Annotated in this window: 18 protein-coding genes; 8 read left to right on the plus strand and 10 right to left on the minus strand. The window is 68.5% G+C overall.

Going from position 1 to position 18912, the window contains the following annotated elements; translation table 11 throughout:
- The first annotated feature begins 13 nt into the window (after positions 1-13).
- The 4 genes from AC3ANJ_RS01305 (at position 14) to AC3ANJ_RS01320 (ending at position 4850) form a co-directional block, all read left to right on the plus strand.
- Positions 14-1273, plus strand: a complete 1260-nt coding sequence (locus tag AC3ANJ_RS01305) for an alanine racemase (protein ID WP_488317869.1) — start codon at positions 14-16, stop codon at positions 1271-1273.
- Between the two features lie 10 nt (positions 1274-1283).
- Positions 1284-2879: an N-acyl-D-amino-acid deacylase family protein gene (locus AC3ANJ_RS01310; RefSeq protein ID WP_488317870.1), complete on the plus strand. Its 1596-nt coding sequence runs from the start codon at positions 1284-1286 to the stop codon at positions 2877-2879.
- Positions 2880-2929: 50 nt separating this feature from the next.
- The gene (locus AC3ANJ_RS01315; protein WP_429462492.1) at positions 2930-3313 is read left to right on the plus strand and encodes a RidA family protein; all 384 of its coding nucleotides are present in this window, start codon (positions 2930-2932) and stop codon (positions 3311-3313) included.
- A 103-nt stretch (positions 3314-3416) separates the two neighbouring features.
- Complete coding sequence (locus AC3ANJ_RS01320; protein WP_488317871.1) at positions 3417-4850, plus strand: lipase maturation factor family protein; 1434 nt, start codon at positions 3417-3419, stop codon at positions 4848-4850.
- A gap of 3 nt (positions 4851-4853) precedes the next feature.
- Here AC3ANJ_RS01320 and AC3ANJ_RS01325 read toward each other — a convergent pair whose 3' ends face one another.
- Both AC3ANJ_RS01325 and AC3ANJ_RS01330 read right to left on the minus strand, forming a co-directional pair.
- Positions 4854-5594, minus strand: a complete 741-nt coding sequence (locus tag AC3ANJ_RS01325) for an alpha/beta fold hydrolase (protein ID WP_488317872.1) — start codon at positions 5592-5594, stop codon at positions 4854-4856.
- Positions 5591-6301: a spermidine synthase gene (locus AC3ANJ_RS01330; RefSeq protein ID WP_488317873.1), complete on the minus strand. Its 711-nt coding sequence runs from the start codon at positions 6299-6301 to the stop codon at positions 5591-5593. Before AC3ANJ_RS01330 ends, AC3ANJ_RS01325 begins: the two co-directional genes overlap by 4 nt.
- Positions 6302-6474: 173 nt before the next feature.
- Here AC3ANJ_RS01330 and AC3ANJ_RS01335 point away from each other — a divergent pair, with 173 nt between their 5' ends.
- Positions 6475-6954, plus strand: coding sequence for a hotdog fold domain-containing protein (locus AC3ANJ_RS01335; RefSeq protein ID WP_488317874.1), 480 nt, complete (start codon positions 6475-6477; stop codon positions 6952-6954).
- A 22-nt stretch (positions 6955-6976) separates the two neighbouring features.
- Here AC3ANJ_RS01335 and AC3ANJ_RS01340 read toward each other — a convergent pair whose 3' ends face one another.
- Positions 6977-7771 carry an SDR family NAD(P)-dependent oxidoreductase gene (locus AC3ANJ_RS01340; RefSeq protein ID WP_488317875.1) on the minus strand — a complete coding sequence of 265 codons (795 nt, stop codon included), beginning with the start codon at positions 7769-7771 and terminating at the stop codon, positions 6977-6979.
- 77 nt (positions 7772-7848) lie between these two features.
- Between AC3ANJ_RS01340 and AC3ANJ_RS01345 the strand changes: the two genes are divergently transcribed.
- On the plus strand, positions 7849-8859 hold the full coding sequence (locus tag AC3ANJ_RS01345) for an NAD(P)-dependent alcohol dehydrogenase (RefSeq protein WP_488317876.1): 1011 nt from the start codon (positions 7849-7851) through the stop codon (positions 8857-8859).
- Here AC3ANJ_RS01345 and AC3ANJ_RS01350 read toward each other — a convergent pair.
- The 3 genes from AC3ANJ_RS01350 to AC3ANJ_RS01360 are packed head-to-tail and all read right to left on the minus strand — an operon-like array spanning position 8840 to position 11087.
- Positions 8840-9820 (minus strand): Gfo/Idh/MocA family protein, encoded by a 981-nt coding sequence (locus AC3ANJ_RS01350; protein ID WP_488317877.1) that lies wholly within the window; start codon positions 9818-9820, stop codon positions 8840-8842. The two genes, AC3ANJ_RS01345 and AC3ANJ_RS01350, sit on opposite strands and share 20 nt — an antisense overlap.
- Before the next feature lie 7 nt (positions 9821-9827).
- Positions 9828-10643 carry a hypothetical protein gene (locus AC3ANJ_RS01355; RefSeq protein ID WP_488317878.1) on the minus strand — a complete coding sequence of 272 codons (816 nt, stop codon included), beginning with the start codon at positions 10641-10643 and terminating at the stop codon, positions 9828-9830.
- 42 nt (positions 10644-10685) lie between these two features.
- The gene (locus AC3ANJ_RS01360; RefSeq protein WP_406247527.1) at positions 10686-11087 is read right to left on the minus strand and encodes an META domain-containing protein; all 402 of its coding nucleotides are present in this window, start codon (positions 11085-11087) and stop codon (positions 10686-10688) included.
- 222 nt (positions 11088-11309) lie between these two features.
- Here AC3ANJ_RS01360 and AC3ANJ_RS01365 point away from each other — a divergent pair, with 222 nt between their 5' ends.
- Entirely contained in the window at positions 11310-13517 is a 2208-nt protein-coding gene (locus tag AC3ANJ_RS01365; protein WP_488317879.1) for an LPXTG cell wall anchor domain-containing protein, read from the plus strand.
- A gap of 177 nt (positions 13518-13694) precedes the next feature.
- A complete protein-coding gene (locus AC3ANJ_RS01370) occupies positions 13695-14432 on the plus strand; it encodes an SDR family NAD(P)-dependent oxidoreductase (protein WP_488317880.1) in 738 nt (245 codons plus the stop codon).
- Positions 14433-14453: 21 nt separating this feature from the next.
- Here the strand turns inward: AC3ANJ_RS01370 and AC3ANJ_RS01375 are convergent, their stop codons facing one another.
- The 4 genes from AC3ANJ_RS01375 to AC3ANJ_RS01390 are packed head-to-tail and all read right to left on the minus strand — an operon-like array spanning position 14454 to position 18649.
- A complete protein-coding gene (locus tag AC3ANJ_RS01375) occupies positions 14454-14804 on the minus strand; it encodes a TraR/DksA family transcriptional regulator (RefSeq protein WP_488317881.1) in 351 nt (116 codons plus the stop codon).
- 14 nt (positions 14805-14818) lie between these two features.
- On the minus strand, positions 14819-15142 hold the full coding sequence (locus AC3ANJ_RS01380; RefSeq protein WP_488317882.1) for a cupin domain-containing protein: 324 nt from the start codon (positions 15140-15142) through the stop codon (positions 14819-14821).
- Positions 15143-15189: 47 nt separating this feature from the next.
- Positions 15190-16374: a hypothetical protein gene (locus tag AC3ANJ_RS01385; protein WP_488317883.1), complete on the minus strand. Its 1185-nt coding sequence runs from the start codon at positions 16372-16374 to the stop codon at positions 15190-15192.
- Positions 16375-16420: 46 nt separating this feature from the next.
- Positions 16421-18649: an esterase-like activity of phytase family protein gene (locus AC3ANJ_RS01390; RefSeq protein WP_488317884.1), complete on the minus strand. Its 2229-nt coding sequence runs from the start codon at positions 18647-18649 to the stop codon at positions 16421-16423.
- Positions 18650-18912 lie beyond the last annotated feature (263 nt).

Below are 18912 nucleotides of genomic sequence, written 5' to 3' on the forward strand. Positions count from 1 at the left end.
AGAGGGGTCCGGAATGCTCGACAGGGATGAAGCACCGCTGACGGCGTGCGACAAGGGGCTGCCCGAAAGGGCGGTCGGTGCGACGATCGCGGAGTTCCTTGCGACGCGTCCGCATCTGGACGAGTTCTGGACCCCTCTCATCGCGCTCGATGACACCGCGATGGACGCCAACGTCGCCACCATGGCGACCTGGTGCGCCGAGCGAGGCATCGAGATCATGCCGCACGGCAAGACGACGATGGCGCCGGTGCTCTGGAAGCGGCAGCTCGACGCCGGTGCGACGGGAATCACCCTCGCGACGATGGGGCAGGTGCGAACAGGGCGCGACCGCGGTCTCGACGCCGTCATGCTTGCCAACGCCGCGGTCGACCCCCGTTCGCTGGCGTGGCTCGCCGGCGAACTGACGGACCCGGACTTCCGGTTCGTGAGCTGGGTCGATTCCGTCGACGCGGTCGAAGCGATGGAGCACGGACTGCGCGCGGCCGGCGCGTCGCGCGCCGTCGACGTGTGCGTCGAGCTGGGCGCCGCCGGCGGACGCACGGGTGCGCGGTCGATCGCCGAGGCGCAGCGCGTGGCCGAACGCATCGCCGCCTCGCCCGTGCTGCGCCTCGCCGGCGTCGCGGGGTACGAGGGCAGCCTGGCGCATGACCGCTCGCCGGCCGCGATCGCGGCCGTGACGTCGTACCTGGAGGCGCAGCTCGAACTGCACGCCGCACTCGCAGCGCTCTACGACGACGGCGACGTCCTCCTGACGGCGGGGGGCAGTGCCTACTTCGACATCGTCGCGGACATCTGGGGCGGCGTCTCCCGCGACGAGCGGACACATTTCGTCCTCCGCTCCGGCGCGTACATCGTGCACGATGACGGCTTCTACCGCGGCATCTCCCCGTTCGACGAAGGGGCGGCCGACTCGGCCGGTTCGCCGCGGTTCGTCAATGCGATGCATGGATTCGCCCGGGTGGTGTCCAGCCCCGAACCCGGTCTCGCACTGGTCGACGGAGGCAAGCGCGATCTGCCGTACGACGAAGGGATGCCGATCCCACGCGCATGGCGTGCCCCGGCGTCCGAGTCGTGGAACCCGTTGCAGGCGGAGGTCTCCGCGATGAACGACCAGCACTCGTATGTGCGCTCCGAGCAGTCGTTGCCGGTCGGAGCGGTCGTCCGCCTCGGACTGTCGCATCCGTGCACCGCGTTCGACAAGTGGCGCATCCTGCCCGTCGTCGAGTCAGTGGAGTCGGACCTGGTCGTCGACCTCGTCCGCACATGGTTCTGAGGAGAGGTCGATGAACACTCGCACCGTGCTGCGCGGCGGATCCGTGATCACTCCGGACGGGCCGGTGCGCGCCGATGTCGCGATCGAGGCCGGCGAGGTGACCAGGGTGGGGCGCATCAGCGCCCGCGAGGACGACACCGTCCTGGACGTCTCCGCTCGATTCGTGCTGCCCGGTTTCATCGACGTGCACTCGCACGCCGACGGACTGCTCGGGGACCCCGAGGTCACCCGGACGCTGCTGCGGCAGGGCATCACCACAGTGATCGCCGGGCAGGACGGCGTGTCGTACGCGCCCGGCGACGGCGCGTACGCCTCCGAGTACTTCGCCGCGATCAACGGGCCCCACCCGTCGTACCGGGGCGGCGGCGTGGCCGCGTACCTCTCGGCCGTCGAGGGCACGTCCGCGGTCAACGCGGGCTATCTCGTGCCGGCCGGAACGGTGCGCTTCGAAGTGTGCGGTCGGGAGGACCGTCCGGCGAGCGATGACGAGCGGCGTCGCATGGCGGATCTCATCGCGGAGGGGATGGATGCCGGGGCGCTCGGCCTTTCGAGCGGACTCGACTACGTGCCGGGGATCTTCCAGGACGCGGCCGAGATCGCCGCGCTGTGCGCGCCCGTCGCCCGCGCCGATGGCGTCTACGTCACTCACATGCGCGGAGGATACGAGTCGAACACCGCCGCCGGCATCGCGGAGGTGGCGGAGATCTCACGACGGGCCGAACGCGAGTCCGGATCTCCGCTGAAGGTGCACATCTCGCACTTCCATGCCGATGCCGACATCGTGCTGGGCCAGTTGGACGCGCTCGAGGAGTCCGGGGTGGACGCGACGTTCGACGCCTACCCCTACGTCCGCGGGTGCACGCTCCTGGGCATGCCCCTGCTGCCCCCGGAGATCTCGGCATTGCCCAGAGCGGAGGCGGTCGCGGTGATCGCGGACCCCGCACGCCGTGCAGACCTGCGCGAGGCCTGCACAAAGCGCGCGGCGCAGAGCGCCAGTCTCGGACCGGACTGGCCGGACATGATCACGCTCGCCCACATCGCCGCTCCCGAGTGGGCATGGGCGATCGGACTCACGCTGCGCGCCGCAGCCGAACGTGCAGGCGCATCTCCGATCGACATCGCGCTCGACGCGCTCGCGGCGTCCCGCCTGGAGTGCAGCGCCGTGATGGCGGTGCGTCATCCCCGTTCCGACACGGAACTCGCGCGCATCTTCTCCCATCCGGCGCACACCGGCGGCTCGGACGGCATCCACATCGGCGCGCACCCGCACCCGCGTGCGGCGGGGACGTTCGCGCGCTTCCTTCGCGAGTACGTGCGCGAGCTGGGTGCCTGGAGCTGGTCCGATGCCGTGCATCACCTGTCGGCGCTGCCGGCTCGCCGATTCGGACTCGGTCGACGCGGCGCCGTCGAGGCCGGGTCGGTCGCAGATCTCGTGATCGTCGACCCGGCGACGGTCGCGGACATGTCCACTTACGAGCGTCCGCACGCCTCGGCCGTCGGCATCGACGACGTCTTCGTCGCCGGCATCCGCGTGCTCGCCGGTGGCGAGCCGACGGGGGCGCTGCCGGGCCGCGGTCTCCGCCGGACTCCCGATCGCCCCGCCTGAGATTTCCCCGTCCGGGGATCAGACCTGTTGTCAACAGAAAGGAAAGCACCATGCCGAAGACCGGTTTCCACACCGAGGGCGTGCCCGCTCCCGCAGGCCCCTACAGCCATGGAGTCGTCGCGAACGGCTTCCTCTACACGGCCGGGTTCGGCCCGCAGGATGCCGCGAACGGCAACGCGATCGCCGAGAACGTGGGCGACCAGACCCGCCAGGTCCTGCGCAACATCCAGACCGTGCTCGCCGTGCACGGACTGACGATGGACGACGTCGTGAAGTCGACGGTGCACCTGCAGGATCTCAGCGACTTCGCCGAGTTCAACGTCGCCTACGAGGAGTTCTTCACCGCTCCGTATCCGGTGCGCACGACGGTGGGCTCGCAGCTGGCGAGCATCCTCGTCGAGATCGACGTGGTCGCCGCCCTCCCGCAGGGCTGAACCGCGACGAGCGGGGGCGCGGGGCCCCCGCTCGTCGATGCGTTCGTCGGAGCGGCTGTCAAGTCCCCGTTCACCGCAGCATCCGTTGACGTAGCCTTCTGGCATGGACGGTTTCGCGGCTGTCGACTTCTTCTTCGCACGCGAGGTCCTGCAGAGGGGCGTCGCGGCGCTGTATCTCGTCGCGTTCATCTCGACGCTGAACCAGTTCCGCCCGCTGCTCGGAGAGCGCGGCCTGCTCCCGGCTCCGCAACTGCTGGAGTGGGTCGGCTCGTCGGCATCCCGGATGCGGATGCTGCACCCGACGCTCTTCACCCGCATCCGCTATACCGACAGGCGATTGGTCGGTCTGTGCTGGGCGGGCATCGTGGTCTCGGCATCCCTCGTCGCCGGCATCCCGCAGTGGGGACCGAGCTGGGTGCCCATGCTGGCGTTCCTCGCCCTGTGGGGCGGGTACATGTCGATCACGAGCATCGGGCAGACGTTCTACTCGTTCGGGTGGGAGATGCTGCTGCTGGAGGCCGGATTCCTCGCGGCGTTCCTCGGGTCGGTGCACGAACCGCCGCCGACCGTGGTGATCGTGCTGTTCTGGTGGCTCGTGTTCCGCCTCGAGTTCGGCGCCGGGATGATCAAGATCCGCGGCGGACGCGAGTGGCGCGACCTCACCGCACTGACCTATCACCACGAGACGCAGCCGATGCCAGGACCGCTGAGCCGGCAGGCGCACCTGCTGCCGCGGTGGTTCCACAAGGGCGAGGTGGTGGGCAATCACTTCGCGCAGCTGGTCGTGCCGTTCTTCCTGTTCGTGCCGATCCTGTCGCTCGTCGTGCCAGGTCCACTGCCGCTTCTCATCGGTGCCGTCGCGGCGGCGATCGTCATCGCGACGCAGCTGTGGCTCGTCGCAACGGGCAACTTCGCCTGGCTGAACTGGGCGACCATCGTGCTGGCGTTCTCGGCGATCGGGATCCCCGGATCGGCCCGCCAGGGGCCCATCCCGCTGTACTGGATCGTGGTGACCTCGGCCGTCGGCATCCTGTACGTCGTGCTGAGCTGGCCGGCCCTGCGGAACCTGTTCACCCGTCGGCAGCTCATGAACGCGAGCTTCAACCCATACCAGCTCGCGAACGCCTACGGCGCCTTCGGCACCGTCACCAAGGAGCGGATCGAGATCGTCGTGGAGGGCACTCTCGCCGAGGAGCCGGGGGATGCCGACTGGGTCGAGTACGCGTTCAAGGGCAAACCGGGGGCGCTGAAGCGGATGCCGAGGCAGTTCGCGCCGTACCACCTGCGGCTGGACTGGCTGATGTGGTTCCTGCCGCTCGGGCGGTCGCTGGACGACTGGTTCACGGCGTTCCTGGTGCGGCTGCTCGAGGCCGATCAGCCCACGTTGCGTCTGCTCGCTGCGGATCCGTTCGATGGGGAGCGTCCGCGGTGGGTGCGCGCCGTGTCGTACCGGTACCGGTTCGCCCCGCGCGGGGCGGATGCCGTGTGGGTGCGCGACCGGCGCCGCGAGGTCATGGGGGCGGTGTCGCTGCGCTGACGGTCAGAGCTGCTCGAGCCTTTCGGCCAGCAGGCCCGGTTGCTGCAGGGGGATTCCGTGCCCGGCATCCGGGACGAACTCCAACGCGCTCCCCGGCAGTGCGCCGTGCAGCGCTTCCGCGGACGACCGCAGGAGGCTCTTCTCGCGAGACCCCGCGAGAATCAGCGCCCGGCCGGGGAAGTCGCTCCACCCGTCGGGCACGGTGAAGCGGATGTTCTCGCCCACCGCGGCGACGAGGCTCTGTGACGTCATCGCAGCCGATGTCCGCAGATAGTCGTCAAGCAGCGCGGGAGGGACGAAAAGCTCCTTCGCCTGCAGGCGGGCAAACCATCGGACCCGGGCGAGGCCGGACGTGGCCCGCAGCAGGCCCAGAGTGAGACCGGGAGCCGGCGTCGGTTCCGCCTGGGCGCTGATGACGACGACGCGGTCGACGAGGTCAGGGCGCGCCGCCGCGAGCAGCACAGCCAGCTGGGCACCGAGCGAGAAGCCCACGACTGCCGTGGGAGCGGGCCCGTCATCCTCGAGAATCGATACGAGGTCACGAACCGCGTCGTCGTGCGAGGAGTACGGCTCCTGCGCACTGCGATCGTGGCCGGGCAGATCCGGGATCAACAGGTGCGTTCGGTGATCGAGGTGCTCGCGCAGCGGCGTCCACATCCACCCGCCGACGCCACCGCCATGGAGCAGCAGGACGCGCGGTCCCTGCCGGTCTCCATAGTGCTCGACATGCATACAGCGGCTCACGCCTTCCTGGTGTGTGCGACGTAGATCGTGTTCGACGAGGTTCCCCCGGTGACCGGATTGTCGAAGTCGACGACGTGCGCGATCGCGTCGTCGAAGACGGCATCCAGTTCGGTCATGAACTCGTCGTCCGGCGGATCGTCCGACCACAGTGCGAACACGCCGCCCGCGGCGAGATGCCTGTCGAGAGAGCGCAGTCCGTCCGCGTCGTAGAGATCCGCGTGCGTCGGGTCCAGCTGGTGACGCGGCGAGTGATCCACGTCGAGGAGGATCGCCGAATATCCCTGATGACCTTCGGGCGGCGCCGTGCGTACGAGAGCGAAGAAGTCGGCCTCGACCAGCGTCGTGCGCAGATCGCCGACGAGTTCCTCTGAGGCGGGCAGGAGCATCCGCTCGTGCCACGAGATGACCGTGCCGAGACGGTCGATCACGGTGAGCGTTCGGACGCGCGGATCGCGGAGTGCGGCGACCGCCGTGTATCCGAGACCGAGCCCTCCCACCAGGACGGAAAGCCGCTCACCGACCACGGCCGCGAGGCCCAGATGCGAGAGCTCTTCTTCAGCGACCGTGAACAGGCTCGACATCAGGAACTCGTCGCCGAGCTTGACCTCGTAGATCTCCTGGCCGACCGCGGGCTCCGTGCGCCGTCGCAGGGTGAGCTCTCCGATGGGGGTCTGCTGCCAGTCGAGTTCTTCGAACCGAGCGATCACTGCGGCATCCCTCCGTCTTCGGCCACCCTACCCCGGGGTGGGGATACGACGATCATCGGAGGTCGCCAGCGGCGCGGCGGAACGGATGGGTCGCTTTGGTTGCGCCCCACAGGGATCCCGTGTCGTCCGAGCCAGGGTGTCAGGATGCCGGAAGGCAGCGACAAGGAGAATCGATGACGACCTCGCCGATCAAGAAGCCCTACGAAGCCCTGCGTTCCCGCCCGTTCGGGAATCGGATCTTCAGCACGATCGTGAGCTTCACGGCTCCGTACTTCCGCACCATCCGCCCCGCGATCATCGCGCTGGAGCCCGGTCGAGGGGTGGCGCGCATGCGCGACCGCTGGGGCGTGCACAACCACATCGGCACGGTGCACGCGATCGCCTGCTGCAACCTCGCCGAGCTCGTCGCCGGCACCACGATCGACTACTCGCTGCCCGAGTCGCACCGCTGGATCCCGAAGGGCATGAACGTGGCGTACCTCAAGAAGGCGAAGGGCACGCTCACCGCCGTCGGCACGATCGAAGGACTGGACACGCTGGAGGTCGGTGAGGCGCGCGACGTCATCGTCGCCGTCGACATCACGGACCGCGCCGGCGTCGTCGTCGTGCACGCGGACATCACGATGTGGGTGACGCCGCGCTCGGCATCCTGACGCCCGGCGTCGGCCGCGGCCGCTACGGCACGATCGCGTCGATGTAGCCGCCGTCCACGCGGACCGCGGCACCCGTCGTGGCCGACGCCAGCGGAGAGGCCAGGTACGCGACCATGTTCGCGATCTCCTCGGGTTCGATCAGCCGCTGCAGCAACGACTGCGGGCGGTGCAGGCGCATGAACTCGCGCTGGGCGTCCTCCCAGGGCAGCGCACGGTCGACCAGTTCGTACACGAACGTCTCGACACCGCCCGTGTGGGTCGGACCTGCCAGCACGGAGTTCACCGTGACGCCGGTGCCGGCGGCATCCTTCGCGAATCCGCGGGAGACCGCGAGCAGAGCCGTCTTCGACATGCCGTAGTGGATCATCTCGGCGGGGATCACGACGGCGGAGTCGCTGGCGATGTTGAGGACGCGACCCCATCCGCGCTCCTTCATGCCGGGCAGCGTCGCGCGGATCAGGCGCACGGCGGCGAGGACGTTCACCTCGAAGTAGCGGCGCCACTCGTCGTCGGAGATCGTGAGGGCGTCCTCGGCGCCGAAGATGCCGAGGTTGTTCACCAGCACGTCGACGGGCCCGGTCGCGGCGAGCACGGCATCCGTCCCATCCGTCGTCGTGACGTCCCCAGGGGCGGCGACCAGGGTGCGGTCCGCGTTCTCTGCCCGGAGCTCGGTGATCACGGATGCCACGGACGACGCGCTGCGTCCGTTGATCGCGACGCGAGCCCCGGCATCCGCCAGTGTCGCGGCGATCGCGCGGCCGATGCCCTGGGTCGAGCCCGTGACGAGGGCGGTTCTGCCGGTGAGGTCGATGCGCATGGGGATCCCTTCGTTGCTGCTGACCGTAGGTGCAACGCGGCGGATGCTCAAGACATGCCCGCGCCTAAGCTGGGCGCATGACGAATCGGACCGCAGTCATGCCGGAGCTCGGACGTATCGAGATCGTCGATCGAGTCGTTCCCGAACTCGCCCCGCGACAGGCTCTCGTGCAGGTCGAGTCCGTCGGGGTGTGCGGATCGGATGCCGCGTACTTCACGGTCGGCTACATCGGCGACTGGGTGGTGGATGGGCCGATCGTGCTCGGCCACGAGGCATCAGGGCAGGTCGTCGCCGTCGGAGCCGACGTCACGCAGGTCGCCGTCGGCGACCGTGTCGCGATCGAGCCGGGTACGCCCTGTCGCGACTGCACGGACTGCATGGCCGGCCGCTATCACCTGTGCCCCGATCTGGCGTTCCTCGCGACGCCGCCGTACGACGGGGCCCTCGCACAGCTGCTGGCCATGGACGAGCGCAACCTGTTCCGGATGCCGGAGAGCATGTCCTTCGACGAAGGAGCGATGCTGGAGCCGCTGTCGGTGGGGATCTGGGCGTGCCGTCGGGCGGGACTCCAGGCGGGGGACAGCGTGCTCGTGACCGGCGCCGGCCCGGTCGGCGTGCTCGCCGCCCAGGTCGCGCGGGCGTTCGGTGCCTCACACGTCCGCGTCGCAGACGTGTCGGACTATCGCCTGGAACTCGCGGCATCCCTCGGTCTCGAGGTCGAGAAGGTGGGTGCCGAAGCCTCGCACGAGCCGGAGTTCGACGTCCTGCTGGAGTGCTCGGGCGCACCGAACGCGCTCGCCGACGGGCTGTGGCGGCTGAACAACGGCGGACGGGCGGCCATGGTCGGAATGCCGAAACAGGCCGTCGAACTGCCGCTGTCGAAGCTGAACGTGCGCGAGCTCTCGGTCGCGCTCGTCAACCGCTACGCGCACACCTGGCCGACCGCGATGGCGCTCGTCGCCGACGGACAGGTGGATGCCGCGGCGATCGTCACCCACCACTTCGGCTTGTCCGAGACGGCCGAGGCTCTGATGCTCGCGAAGACGGAGCCGAATTCGATGAAGGCGATCATCCGGCCGCAGGAGTGAGGGGGATGGGGCCGCCGGCGGCGATCGACGCGTAGGCGGCCTCAGCGACGGCGATGGCGGCGACGCCGTCTGGGCCGGACACGCGGGCATCGGCATCCTGCTGGATGGCCGCGACGAAGTCGGCGAGCTGGCTGAGATACGGACTGTCAGTCGGGAATGCCGGTGGCAGGTGGTCGGCCGTGGCTTCCCTCTGGAGAGAGGAGTCCTCCGCACTGTCGTACGCCAGCCGGCCCAGGGAGCCGACGATCTCGATGCCCGTGCGGAACGCGAGCCCTGGTGCACCCCACGTCGCCTCCAGGTGCGAGAGAGCGCCGCTCGCATGCACCATCTCGACTCGGGCAGTGACGGGAACGGGCACGATGTCATCGATCGTCGGCGGATCCTGCATCGCCGAGACGCTCACGACAGGACCGGCGAGCCAGGCCGCCTGGTCGATGTCGTGGATCATGAGGTCTCGGATCACCCCTCCACCGGTGCTCTCCAGGAAGAACCACGGTGCCGAGGGTGCGGATCCACGCCGGAACAAGCGCTGCGTCGAGACCTCGCCGATCGTCCCCGCATCGATCTGCGCCTTGATCCGGGAGTACGCGGGGAAATAGCGCACGACGTGCGCGGGGAACAGCCGCACTCCCGCCGCTGTCGCCGCGTCGACGATGCGCCGGGCTTCGACGGCGGTCGGCGCCAGTGGCTTCTCGCAGATGACATGGACGCCGGCTGCGATGGCAGCGAGGGCGATTCCGACGTGGGTGCTGCTCGGCGTAGCGATATCGACGGCGTCGACTTCTGCGAGCAGTGTCTCGACGTCGGGAGCCACGCTCATTCCATACTCCGCAGCGAGCTCCTCGGCGCCGGTGCGGGACGTCACCGTCACATGCGCGCCGAGGGCCCGCCAGGCGTCCGCGTGGACGCGCGAGATCCCGCCGGCGCCGACGAGGCCGATTCTGAGCTCGGACGCGCTCACGAGGGAATCACGCGCGCTCGTCGTCTCGACGCAGCGGCATCCGTTCGGGTTCCGGGGCGGATGCCGGGGTCACCGGCTCCGGCGTGGGCGCCGCCGTGATCTCTCGCGCGACCTGCTTCTCGAGGACTTCAACGGCCGCGTCGGACAGCAGGATCAGCCCGTCGAGCTCCTCGCGGACCCGCTTGTAGGCGATGTTGCGCTCGGCCTGGGTCGCGGTGTCGTCGACGGCGACCTTCAGAAGCTGCTGCGCACGGTCGAGCTTCTTGCGCTCCGCCTCGGTGAACGTCGAGTCCCGCAGGCGCCGGGCATCCCGCTCGGCGACCTCGAACGCGACGGCGTAGTTGCCGACGGCGTCCAGATACTCGGCGACCTGCTGCTCGGTCACCTTCGCGTCGGCGGATGCCGGCCGCAGCGTGTCCGCGAGCTTCTTCGCGCGGAGGAACGCCGCGGTCAGCGGCTGGCGTCCGTCGCTCATGGCGGGGAAGGCGATCAGCTTCGCCACGTCGAGCTCGTATTCCAGCCAGCGCGCGGTGATCTCGTCATGTTCGATGAACAGCCGCTCGAGCAGCTGGTTCGATGTCACCTGCGGTTCGGCCGGGATCTGCCGCGGCTGAGTGCTGATGGGTGCCGTCTGCCCGCGCGCAGCGATCTGGGCGGCTTTGATCTCGCCCTTGATCCGCAAAGTCTCCAGGCGTCGTTCATGCCGCTGCTTGGAGGCGCGTTCCCATGCCTTCCCGATACCACCGGCGACGCCCATGAGGGGGAAGATCAGCCACCAGTAGCGCCCCGCGAAGTCCCAGAAGCCTTGGAGGAACACGTCCATGATGGCCTCAGCCTAGCCGTGTCGCGATTCGCGCGAACCCGCTCAGGAACGGGGGAGCTCGCCGATCTTCGTGCCGGCCTCGTCCATGACGATGAGGGTGTCGCCCTCGACCTGGACGACGCTGATGCCCCGCAACCAGTCGTCAACGCCCTGGCAGGCCTTGAGCGTCGAGACGTACGGCGCGATCTCGACCGCATCGTCGACAACGGTGTAGGTGCTGCCGATGCCGTTGCAGCCGTCGGTTCCTTTCACCGTGCCGTCGTCGGTGAATTCGAGAAACGGTTCTCCCGCGGCATCCGACCCCCAAGTGCCGACGACATCCGACCCGGCCGGCGATGCGGTCGAGGTCGGCGCGGAGCCCGGTCCGCCTGCCGGCGCGCAGGCCGTGAGGAGGAGGGCGGCTGCGGCCAGGACGAGGCTGGTGCGGATGCGGTGGGAGGCCATGTCTTCGATGGTACTCAGCACGCGCCGGACGCGGCGAAGATCAGGTGAATTCTCGACGTGGGGAGAACTACCCATTGGAGTCTGTGCGAATGCTGTGTACTCTGAACGAGGCTTTGCGCTTCGGTGCCAGCCGCCGCATGTTCTTCCGGAGTACGTATAGGGGTATTCAGCTCCGGCGGGGGGACACTGCGTATTTTCCGCAGCGATAAAGGACACTCATACATGACCAGAGGAATGGGGCGCCGTTCACTGGCGCTGACTGCAGCCGCGACGCTGACGCTCGGAGGCCTCGTCTTCGCAGCTCCGGCCGTCGCCGCCGAGACCACGCCGGCGCCGACGCCGACCGCTTCTTCGACACCGGAAGCGAGCTCGACTCCGGCCGCGGAGGAAACTGCCGCGCCGAAGGAGACAGAAGCGCCTGAGACGAAGATCACCGAAGAGCAGGTCGACAAGGCTGCCGAGGAAGCGGCCGAGGCCGAGGTTGAGATCGTCGCGGTAGGTGTGAACGCTCAGGGTGACGACGTCATCGTGGTCACCGAAGACAGCGTCTCAACCGGCAAGGGTGAGGATGCCGTCGAGGCCTTCGCTGACAGTGTTGACGCCAAGAACGCCGAGATCGTCACGGTCCCGGCTGCGCTCGAGGCCTGGGCCGAAGGCGACGTCGTCGGTGGTCAGGGATACATGACCGAGACCGGCGGCGCCTGCTCGATCGGTTTCTCCGCCTACACGCCCGATGGTGCACCTGCGCTCCTCAGCGCCGGACACTGCGCCTTCGACGAGAACGGCGACAAGACCAGTCTCACTGCCCTGACGGTCCCCAGCGAAGAGCCGGCCGTTGACGGCCCCGGCTGGGTGCTCCCCGAGCCGACCGTCATCCTCGGTGAGTTCGGATTCGCGCAGTTCGGTGGTCCTGGCTACACCTCGGGTGCGGAGAAGGATCCGACCTCGATCGACATCTCCGTCATCGACATCAACGAGGCCGGTGGCTGGAACCCGCTTCCCGCCGTGACCGACTGGTCCACGGCCGGTGAGGCTCTCGACTCGCTGGCTGAGGGCTCCGTGAAGGTCACCTCGGTCGGCGAGCCGACGTACGGTTCCGTCTCGAAGAGCGGCCGCACGACAGGTTTCACGACCGGAACGATCGATCCTTCCCTCGACATCCTCGATGGTTGGGCAGAGATCGTGGACGGCAACGGCAACGGGCACTGGGTCCGCGGCTTCTCCAGCGATGTCGAGGGTGCGCCCGGCGACTCGGGTGGCGCGGTCATCCAGGGCAACACGGCCGTCGGCCTCATCAGCGGTGGCAAGCCCGGCGTGTTCACGTGGGCCGCATCACTGACCAAGAGCCTCGAGTTCACCGACGGCTACACGGTCGCCCTCTCGATCGACAAGCCCAAGATCGATGCAGGCGACACCGTCGAGCGCGGCTCGACCATCACCGGCACCGTACCGAGCAACAACGCGAAGTCCGTCATCATCACGCGCGACGGCGGCGAACCCACTTCGGTCAAGGTCGAGGACGGCAAGTTCAGCTTCAAGGTCGAGAACAAGGGTGAGTTCTCCTACACCTTCACTGCCGTGAACGGCTACAGCCGCTCGGCGACCACCACGTGGGACGTCAAGGTCGTTCCGCCGGCGGTGGCAGCTCCTGTCATCACGTCGCCGGCTGACGGCTCGACGGTGAGCGCTCCGCTCACGAGCATCAGCGGCACCGGTGTCGCGGGTCACACCGTCGAGGTCAGCCTCGGCGACGACAGCAGCGGTGACAGCTTCGCGCCCGTCACGGTCGCCGAGGACGGCACCTGGACCATCGACGGCCTGAACGTCGAGTCCTACGGCGAGTACACGGTCACCGCGCAGCAGTTCCGCAACGCAGACGAGTTCTCGGGCGTCGTCAAGTCGACGTTCACCCTGGCACCGGCCGCTCCGGCGATCACGTCGATCTTCGACGGCCAGGTCTTCGGTCCCACGGCCGGCCCGACGGGCCTGTCCGGCACCGGCATCGAGGGCGCAACGGTCAAGGTCGCGCTGAACGGTGTGGATGCCGCCAGCGCCACTGCGGTCGCCGCACTCGCGGCCGAGAGCGGCAGCTACCGCGCGACGGTCGTCGACGGCAAGTGGAGCATCGACTTCGAGGCAGCTCTCGAGCCGGGGTCCTACACGGTCCGCGCTGTTCAGACCGTCGACGGAGTCAACTCCGCCACGGCAGCTGAGCTGGCCTTCTCGGTCTCGGCTCCGGCGCCTGCGCCGGCTCCGGCTCCGGGCGGCAACGGCGGCGGCGAGGCTCCGTCCGCCGGGGGCGACGGTGAGCTCGCAACCACGGGTATGGACACCACGGTCACCCTGACGGCCTCGGCCGGTGCGCTTGCGCTCATCTCGGCGGGCATCGTCCTGCTGATCGTGCGTCGTCGCAAGCTCGTTCAGGACTGACGAGTCTGACTGACTGAGGGGCGGGCGCCGCAAGGCGTTCGCCCCTTCGTCGTCCCTCCGCGCCCCTGTCCCACCACGCGGCCGTCACGCGGTGTCCGATTTCCGCCAGCATCCCTTCACGCATCGGTCCAGGATGGAACCGACCCGGCGCCGCCGGGCTGGAAAGGGATACCGAACATGAGCACCATCGCACTGGTCACCGGAGCCAACCGCGGCCTCGGACTCGCCGCAGCCACTGCCCTCGCCCGCACCGGAGCGACGGTCATCGTCGCCGGGCGCGACGAAGCGGCGACCCGGGACAGCGCGCAGAGCCTCGTCGACCAGGGGCTTCGCGCCGAGGCGCTGACCCTGGACGTCACCTCGACCGCCAGCGTCGCCGCCGGTGCTGCCGAGATCGAGCGCCGTCACGGCCGACTCGACGTCCTGGTGAACAACGCGGGGATCCTCCCCGAAGCGACCGCATCCGGCGCTCACGAATTCGTCGACGTGCCATCGCTGATCGCCACGTTCGAGACGAACGTGTTCGGCGTCGTCAGCGTCACCGAGCAGTTCCTGCCGCTGCTGCGACGCAGTGAGGGCGCGCGCATCGTCAACGTCTCGTCGACCATGGGTTCGCTGAGCGATCAGTCCAACCCCGAGTCGCCCTTCTATGCGAGCGTCGTACCGGCGTACCAGGCGTCGAAGGCAGCCGTGAACAGCCTGACGATCGGTCTCAGCAAGAAGCTCGGCGACGGCCCGATGAAGGTGACATCGGTGTGCCCCGGCTGGGTTCAGACGGACCTGGCCCCCGGCAATCGCGAGCAGGCGCCGACCAGGGCGGAAGATGCCGCGCAGGTCATCGTCAAAGCGGCGACCCTCCCCGAGGACGCGCCTTCGGGGACGTTCATGGACATCGACGGTCCGGTCCGCTGGTGAACGGAGTCCGGGCGGTGAGCCTCACCGCCCGGACTTCTCCGCGCACGGCACGCACAGCTCGGCGAACGGTCGCGCCGCCAGACGCTCCGACGGGATGCCGCGGCCGCAGTTCGTGCAGACGCCGTATGTCCCGGCACCCACCCGGATCAGCGCATCCTCGATCTGACGAAGCTCGGCCTGCGCGGCATCCGCGAGGCCGCTCAGGCGCGACCACTCCGAGGACAGGGTCACGCCTTCGGGGTCGTGCTCGTCGTCGTCGTTCGCGCCCTCGCGATCGTGCGTCAGCTGCGTGAGTGCCGCGATCGCCGCCTCGGCGCGTGCGAGCGCGTCGACGCGCAGCTTCTCGAGACGCGTGCGCGGGTCGGCGGTCATCCCGCCATCCTGCCCTACTCGAGCCACTCCGTGACGAATCGGTCGTTCGCGTGCACATGCGTCGCCTCATAGGTGCCGCCGTCCAGCACCTCGAACCGATGCGCGATCAGCGCTGGCACGACGAGGATCTGTCCGCCCACCCCGACGACCTGTTCCTCGCCGACCGTGAACAGCGCCCGACCGCGGTGGATGACGAACGTCTCGGCGTAGGGATGCCGGTGCAACCGTGGACCGGAGCCCGGCGTGCTGTCGAACTCGCGGATGATGCTGACGGGCGACCCGATCAGATAGCCCTCGACGTTCTCGTCCGGACCGACGTTCCTGGGTTGGATGGTCATGGCGCTCCCTTCCACGACCGAGGGTACTCCGGGCTCCGAAGGCCCTCTCAGCCGGTGACCTTCTGAAACCCGGAGGCACCTTCGCCGGTCCAGCGATACAGCTCCAGAGTGGCGGCTTCCTGCTTGTGACCGCTGGAGAGGTCGTCAAAATCGCGGGCGACGTAGAAGTAGCCGTGACCGATGGATTCGATGCCGACGTCGGACTTGAACTCCCACCCGTGGATGCCGGTGGGCTCGTGCGGCAGGCCCTGCTGCAGGAGCGGGAGCACGAGGCCGGTCTCTCCGTCGGGCTGGCCCTGGATGGGCTGCTCCGTGACAGCTGCTGTTCCGTCGACGACGTACATGGTCCGGTTCGGGTACTCGGGCTTGCTGCCGCGGTAGACGCCCAGGTACCAGAGGCGGCTGCTGGCATCGTATGACAGGTTCTGCACGCCGTAGTGGGTGTTGCCGGTGTGGACGAAGTACTTGGCGTCCTCTTCGGCGGGGCCCGAGGCGTGCGGATCCGCCTGGGTCAGAGGCCGCTCGTACTCTCCCCACCCGGAGACGTCGTACTGCAGGATCACCTGATTGTCGTTGTCTGCCCGGTCGTTGTTGCGGTAGACGCCGTAGGCGACCATGAGCTGCTGCTTGCCGTTCTTCGTTCCGAACGCGGGTCCGAAGGAGACGCCGTCGATGCCGCTCGAACCGTACCGGTGGTCTGCGGTGTCGCCCGTGTTGCCGTCGAATGTGCCGTCGCCGTCCATGTCCGCGGTGTAGTCCTCCACGACCTCTTCGAGGTAGACGGCGGTGACGATGCCCGAGTCCTCGGCGTCCATGCCCACTTCGGTGATCTTGTCGACGTCGAAGATGGCGATGTAGAAGGCCTCCTCGGCCTTGTACTCGAGGGAGCCGTAGACGCGGCCGTCCTTGATGTTGAAATCCAGGTCGCCGAGATGGCCGGTGAACCCCTCGACGGTTCCCACGACGTTGCCGTGAAGGTCGGTCTTGACCAGCATGTCCGTGAACGAGTGGTAGACGAACCCGTTCTTCTCGTCGATGGCGATGCCCTGGATGTGTCCGGCATCCCACGACCCGGATGCGATCGTCGCCGGGTAGTTGTCGATCGCCTTCGGCGTCTCGGCGTGGCCGGGAGGGAGCGGGGAGTCCGCCGTGGCGGCGCCGGCAGGGGCTGCCACGCTCAGCACGGCAGCCAGCGCAACGGCACCGGTGACAGGTGCGAATCTTCTTTTCATCAGTGAGGTTTCCTGAGGGTCTGGTGGATGCCGGAGGACGCCGCGGTCAGCCGACGGTTGCCGCGATGTCGGGATGGTCGCTGAAGATGCCGTCCATTCCGGCATCCAGGAAGACCTGGATCTCGCCCGCGAGATCACCGGGAGCGGCCGGGTCGGTCGAGGAGCGGAACTCGACCGGCAGGAATTGATTCTCCAGGCGGAACGTCCAGCCGTGCACGTCGAGTCCTGCCGTGTGGGCGTCCGCGATCACCGGAGCGGGCGCACCCAGCGTGCCCTGCGCGGTCCGCGGGATCAGCACCGACTTCTCGGCACCGATGCCGTCGGCGTACTCCGCGATCCCGGCGAGGCCGCTCGGCGTCACGAGGTCCGCGTACGTGCGCGAGTCACCGGCGAGCGTGAAGTCGTACGGGCGTCCGGACGAACTGATCAGCTGCGCGAGCGTCACATCGGTGAGGCCGGCGAGATCCTTCAGGTTCGACACCTCGAAGCTCTGCACGATCACCGGGGCATCCGCGGAGTCGACGCCGTTGGCCTGGAGAGCAGCGACGAGCGGCTCCTCGAGCGAGAGGCCGATGGAGTCGAAGTAGCTCGGGTGCTTCGTCTCGGGGTAGACACCGATCTGGCGGCCGTCGCAGCTGATCGAGTGGCGCGCGAGGTCGATGACCTCGTCGAGCGTCGGGACCACGTACAGTCCGTCGAACGCGGTGTTCCCCGGGCGGACCTGAGGCAGGCGCTCCTTGGCGCGGAGCGTGCGCAGCTCGGCGAAGGTGAAGTCCTCGGTGAACCAGCCGGTGATGTTCGCGCCGTCGATGACCTTGGTGGTCCGCCGGTCGGCGAACTCGGGTCGCGTCGACACGTCGGTGGTGCCGCCGATCTCGTTCTCGTGGCGCGCGACCAGGACGCCGTCCTTCGTCGACACGACGTCCGGCTCGATGTAATCGGCGCACTGGATGATCGCCTGCTCGTATGCGGCGAGCGTGTGCTCCGGACGGTATCCGCTGGCGCCGCGGTGGCCGACGACCGTGATGAACTCCTTCTCGATCTTCGTGCGATCGAGATCGATGACGGCGAACTCGGTGTCATCCGGGGTGCCGGTCGTACGCGCGTCGTTGCCGGGGAAGTTGTTGTCGTTGGCGATGAGCAGGTTGCCGTCCTTCAGCTGAACGACGGTCTCGAGCGACTGGACGGGCAGCGACCAGACCTCGCCGGTGCCGTATCCGTTGCCGGCGCTCAACGCGTCAGGGTTGGAGATGCGGAGCGCGTCGAGCACCAGCTTCTTCTCGACGTAGCCCTCGGCATCCGCCTTCGTCAGATCGATCTCGTAGATGCGCTTGGTGACCGCCTGGTCGCCCTCGAAATCGTCGCGCTCAACGACGAGCAGCACGTTGTTCTTCACCGTGAAGGCGTCGCCGATGACGTTCGGCTCCTGGTCGGTCTGGTAGTTCCAGGACCGGCCTGTGTACGCCCCGCTCTTCGTGTCGAACTCGTGGATCTCGCGACGACGCAGGTCGGTCTCACCCGTGTAGGCGCCCTCGATGATCGGGTAGAGGTAGCGGCCGTTGACGGAACCGGCCATCGCCTCGAAACCGCGGCTGGCGGGCAGCGTCGGGGCCGCGCCGCCGAGATACGGGTTCTGCGGCGACTGCACGCCGTCGAGGGCGAACGGCTTCTCGAGGAGCGTGCCGTCGGCGTCGAAGTGCAGCAGGAAGGGTCCGAACTCCTCGCCGACCCAGAACGTGCCGTCCTTGGCGCGGACGACCGATTCGATGTCGAAATCGGCGCCGGTGAGCAGACGCTCCTCGGTTTCGTCATTCACGATCGGGAAGTCGAGCACGCCATTGCGGTCGTTGTACGAGATGAAGCGCTCGATGGCGATCTCGCCCGAGCCGCCGTCCGCGGTCTGCCAGGCCGGCCGCACCCGGTAGTTGCGCAGCAGGAAGTCGGCGGAGTTGCCCTTCGACCCGAAGCCGTTGTCCGGCTGGGCCCAGAACGTGCCGTCGCCGTTGTCGATCACGGCGGAGAACCCGGGGATGACCTGGCCGTCCCACGGCCCCTGCCGGCCGTTCGCCGGTGTGGCCTGAGCGCCGGAGGCCGGTCCCTCGGCGAGGAAGTCGGCGGACAGCTCGGCCCACGCGACGAGCGTGGGCTCGAACGCGTGCATCTTCGACGTGGGGGTGGTCTGGTTTCCGGATGCCGCGGCCGGGGCGCTGATCAGCAGCGAGGCAGCGGTCGCGGCGACGGCGGCAGTGGCGAGGGCGCGATGGAGTCGTCTCATGCCTCGAGTCAATCGGCGCTCGTTGGAGCTTCCGTGACGGGGCCATGGACTGTCGGTGACGCGGCGATGAACGGATGCCGGGGTGCGGTGCTGCTGCGGCAGGTGGCGCGAATGGCCGCCTCGCGGGGCATGACGCGGCCATTCGCGACCCCTCGTGGGCCGACCGGCCGTGGTCGCCTGCGGCAGGTGGCGCCAATGGCCACCTCGCGGGGCATGACGCGGCCAATTGCGACCCCTGCCTGACGGCGTGGGCGTGCGGCCGC

The sequence above is a fragment of the Microbacterium sp. STRO-1N genome (genome assembly GCF_057748015.1).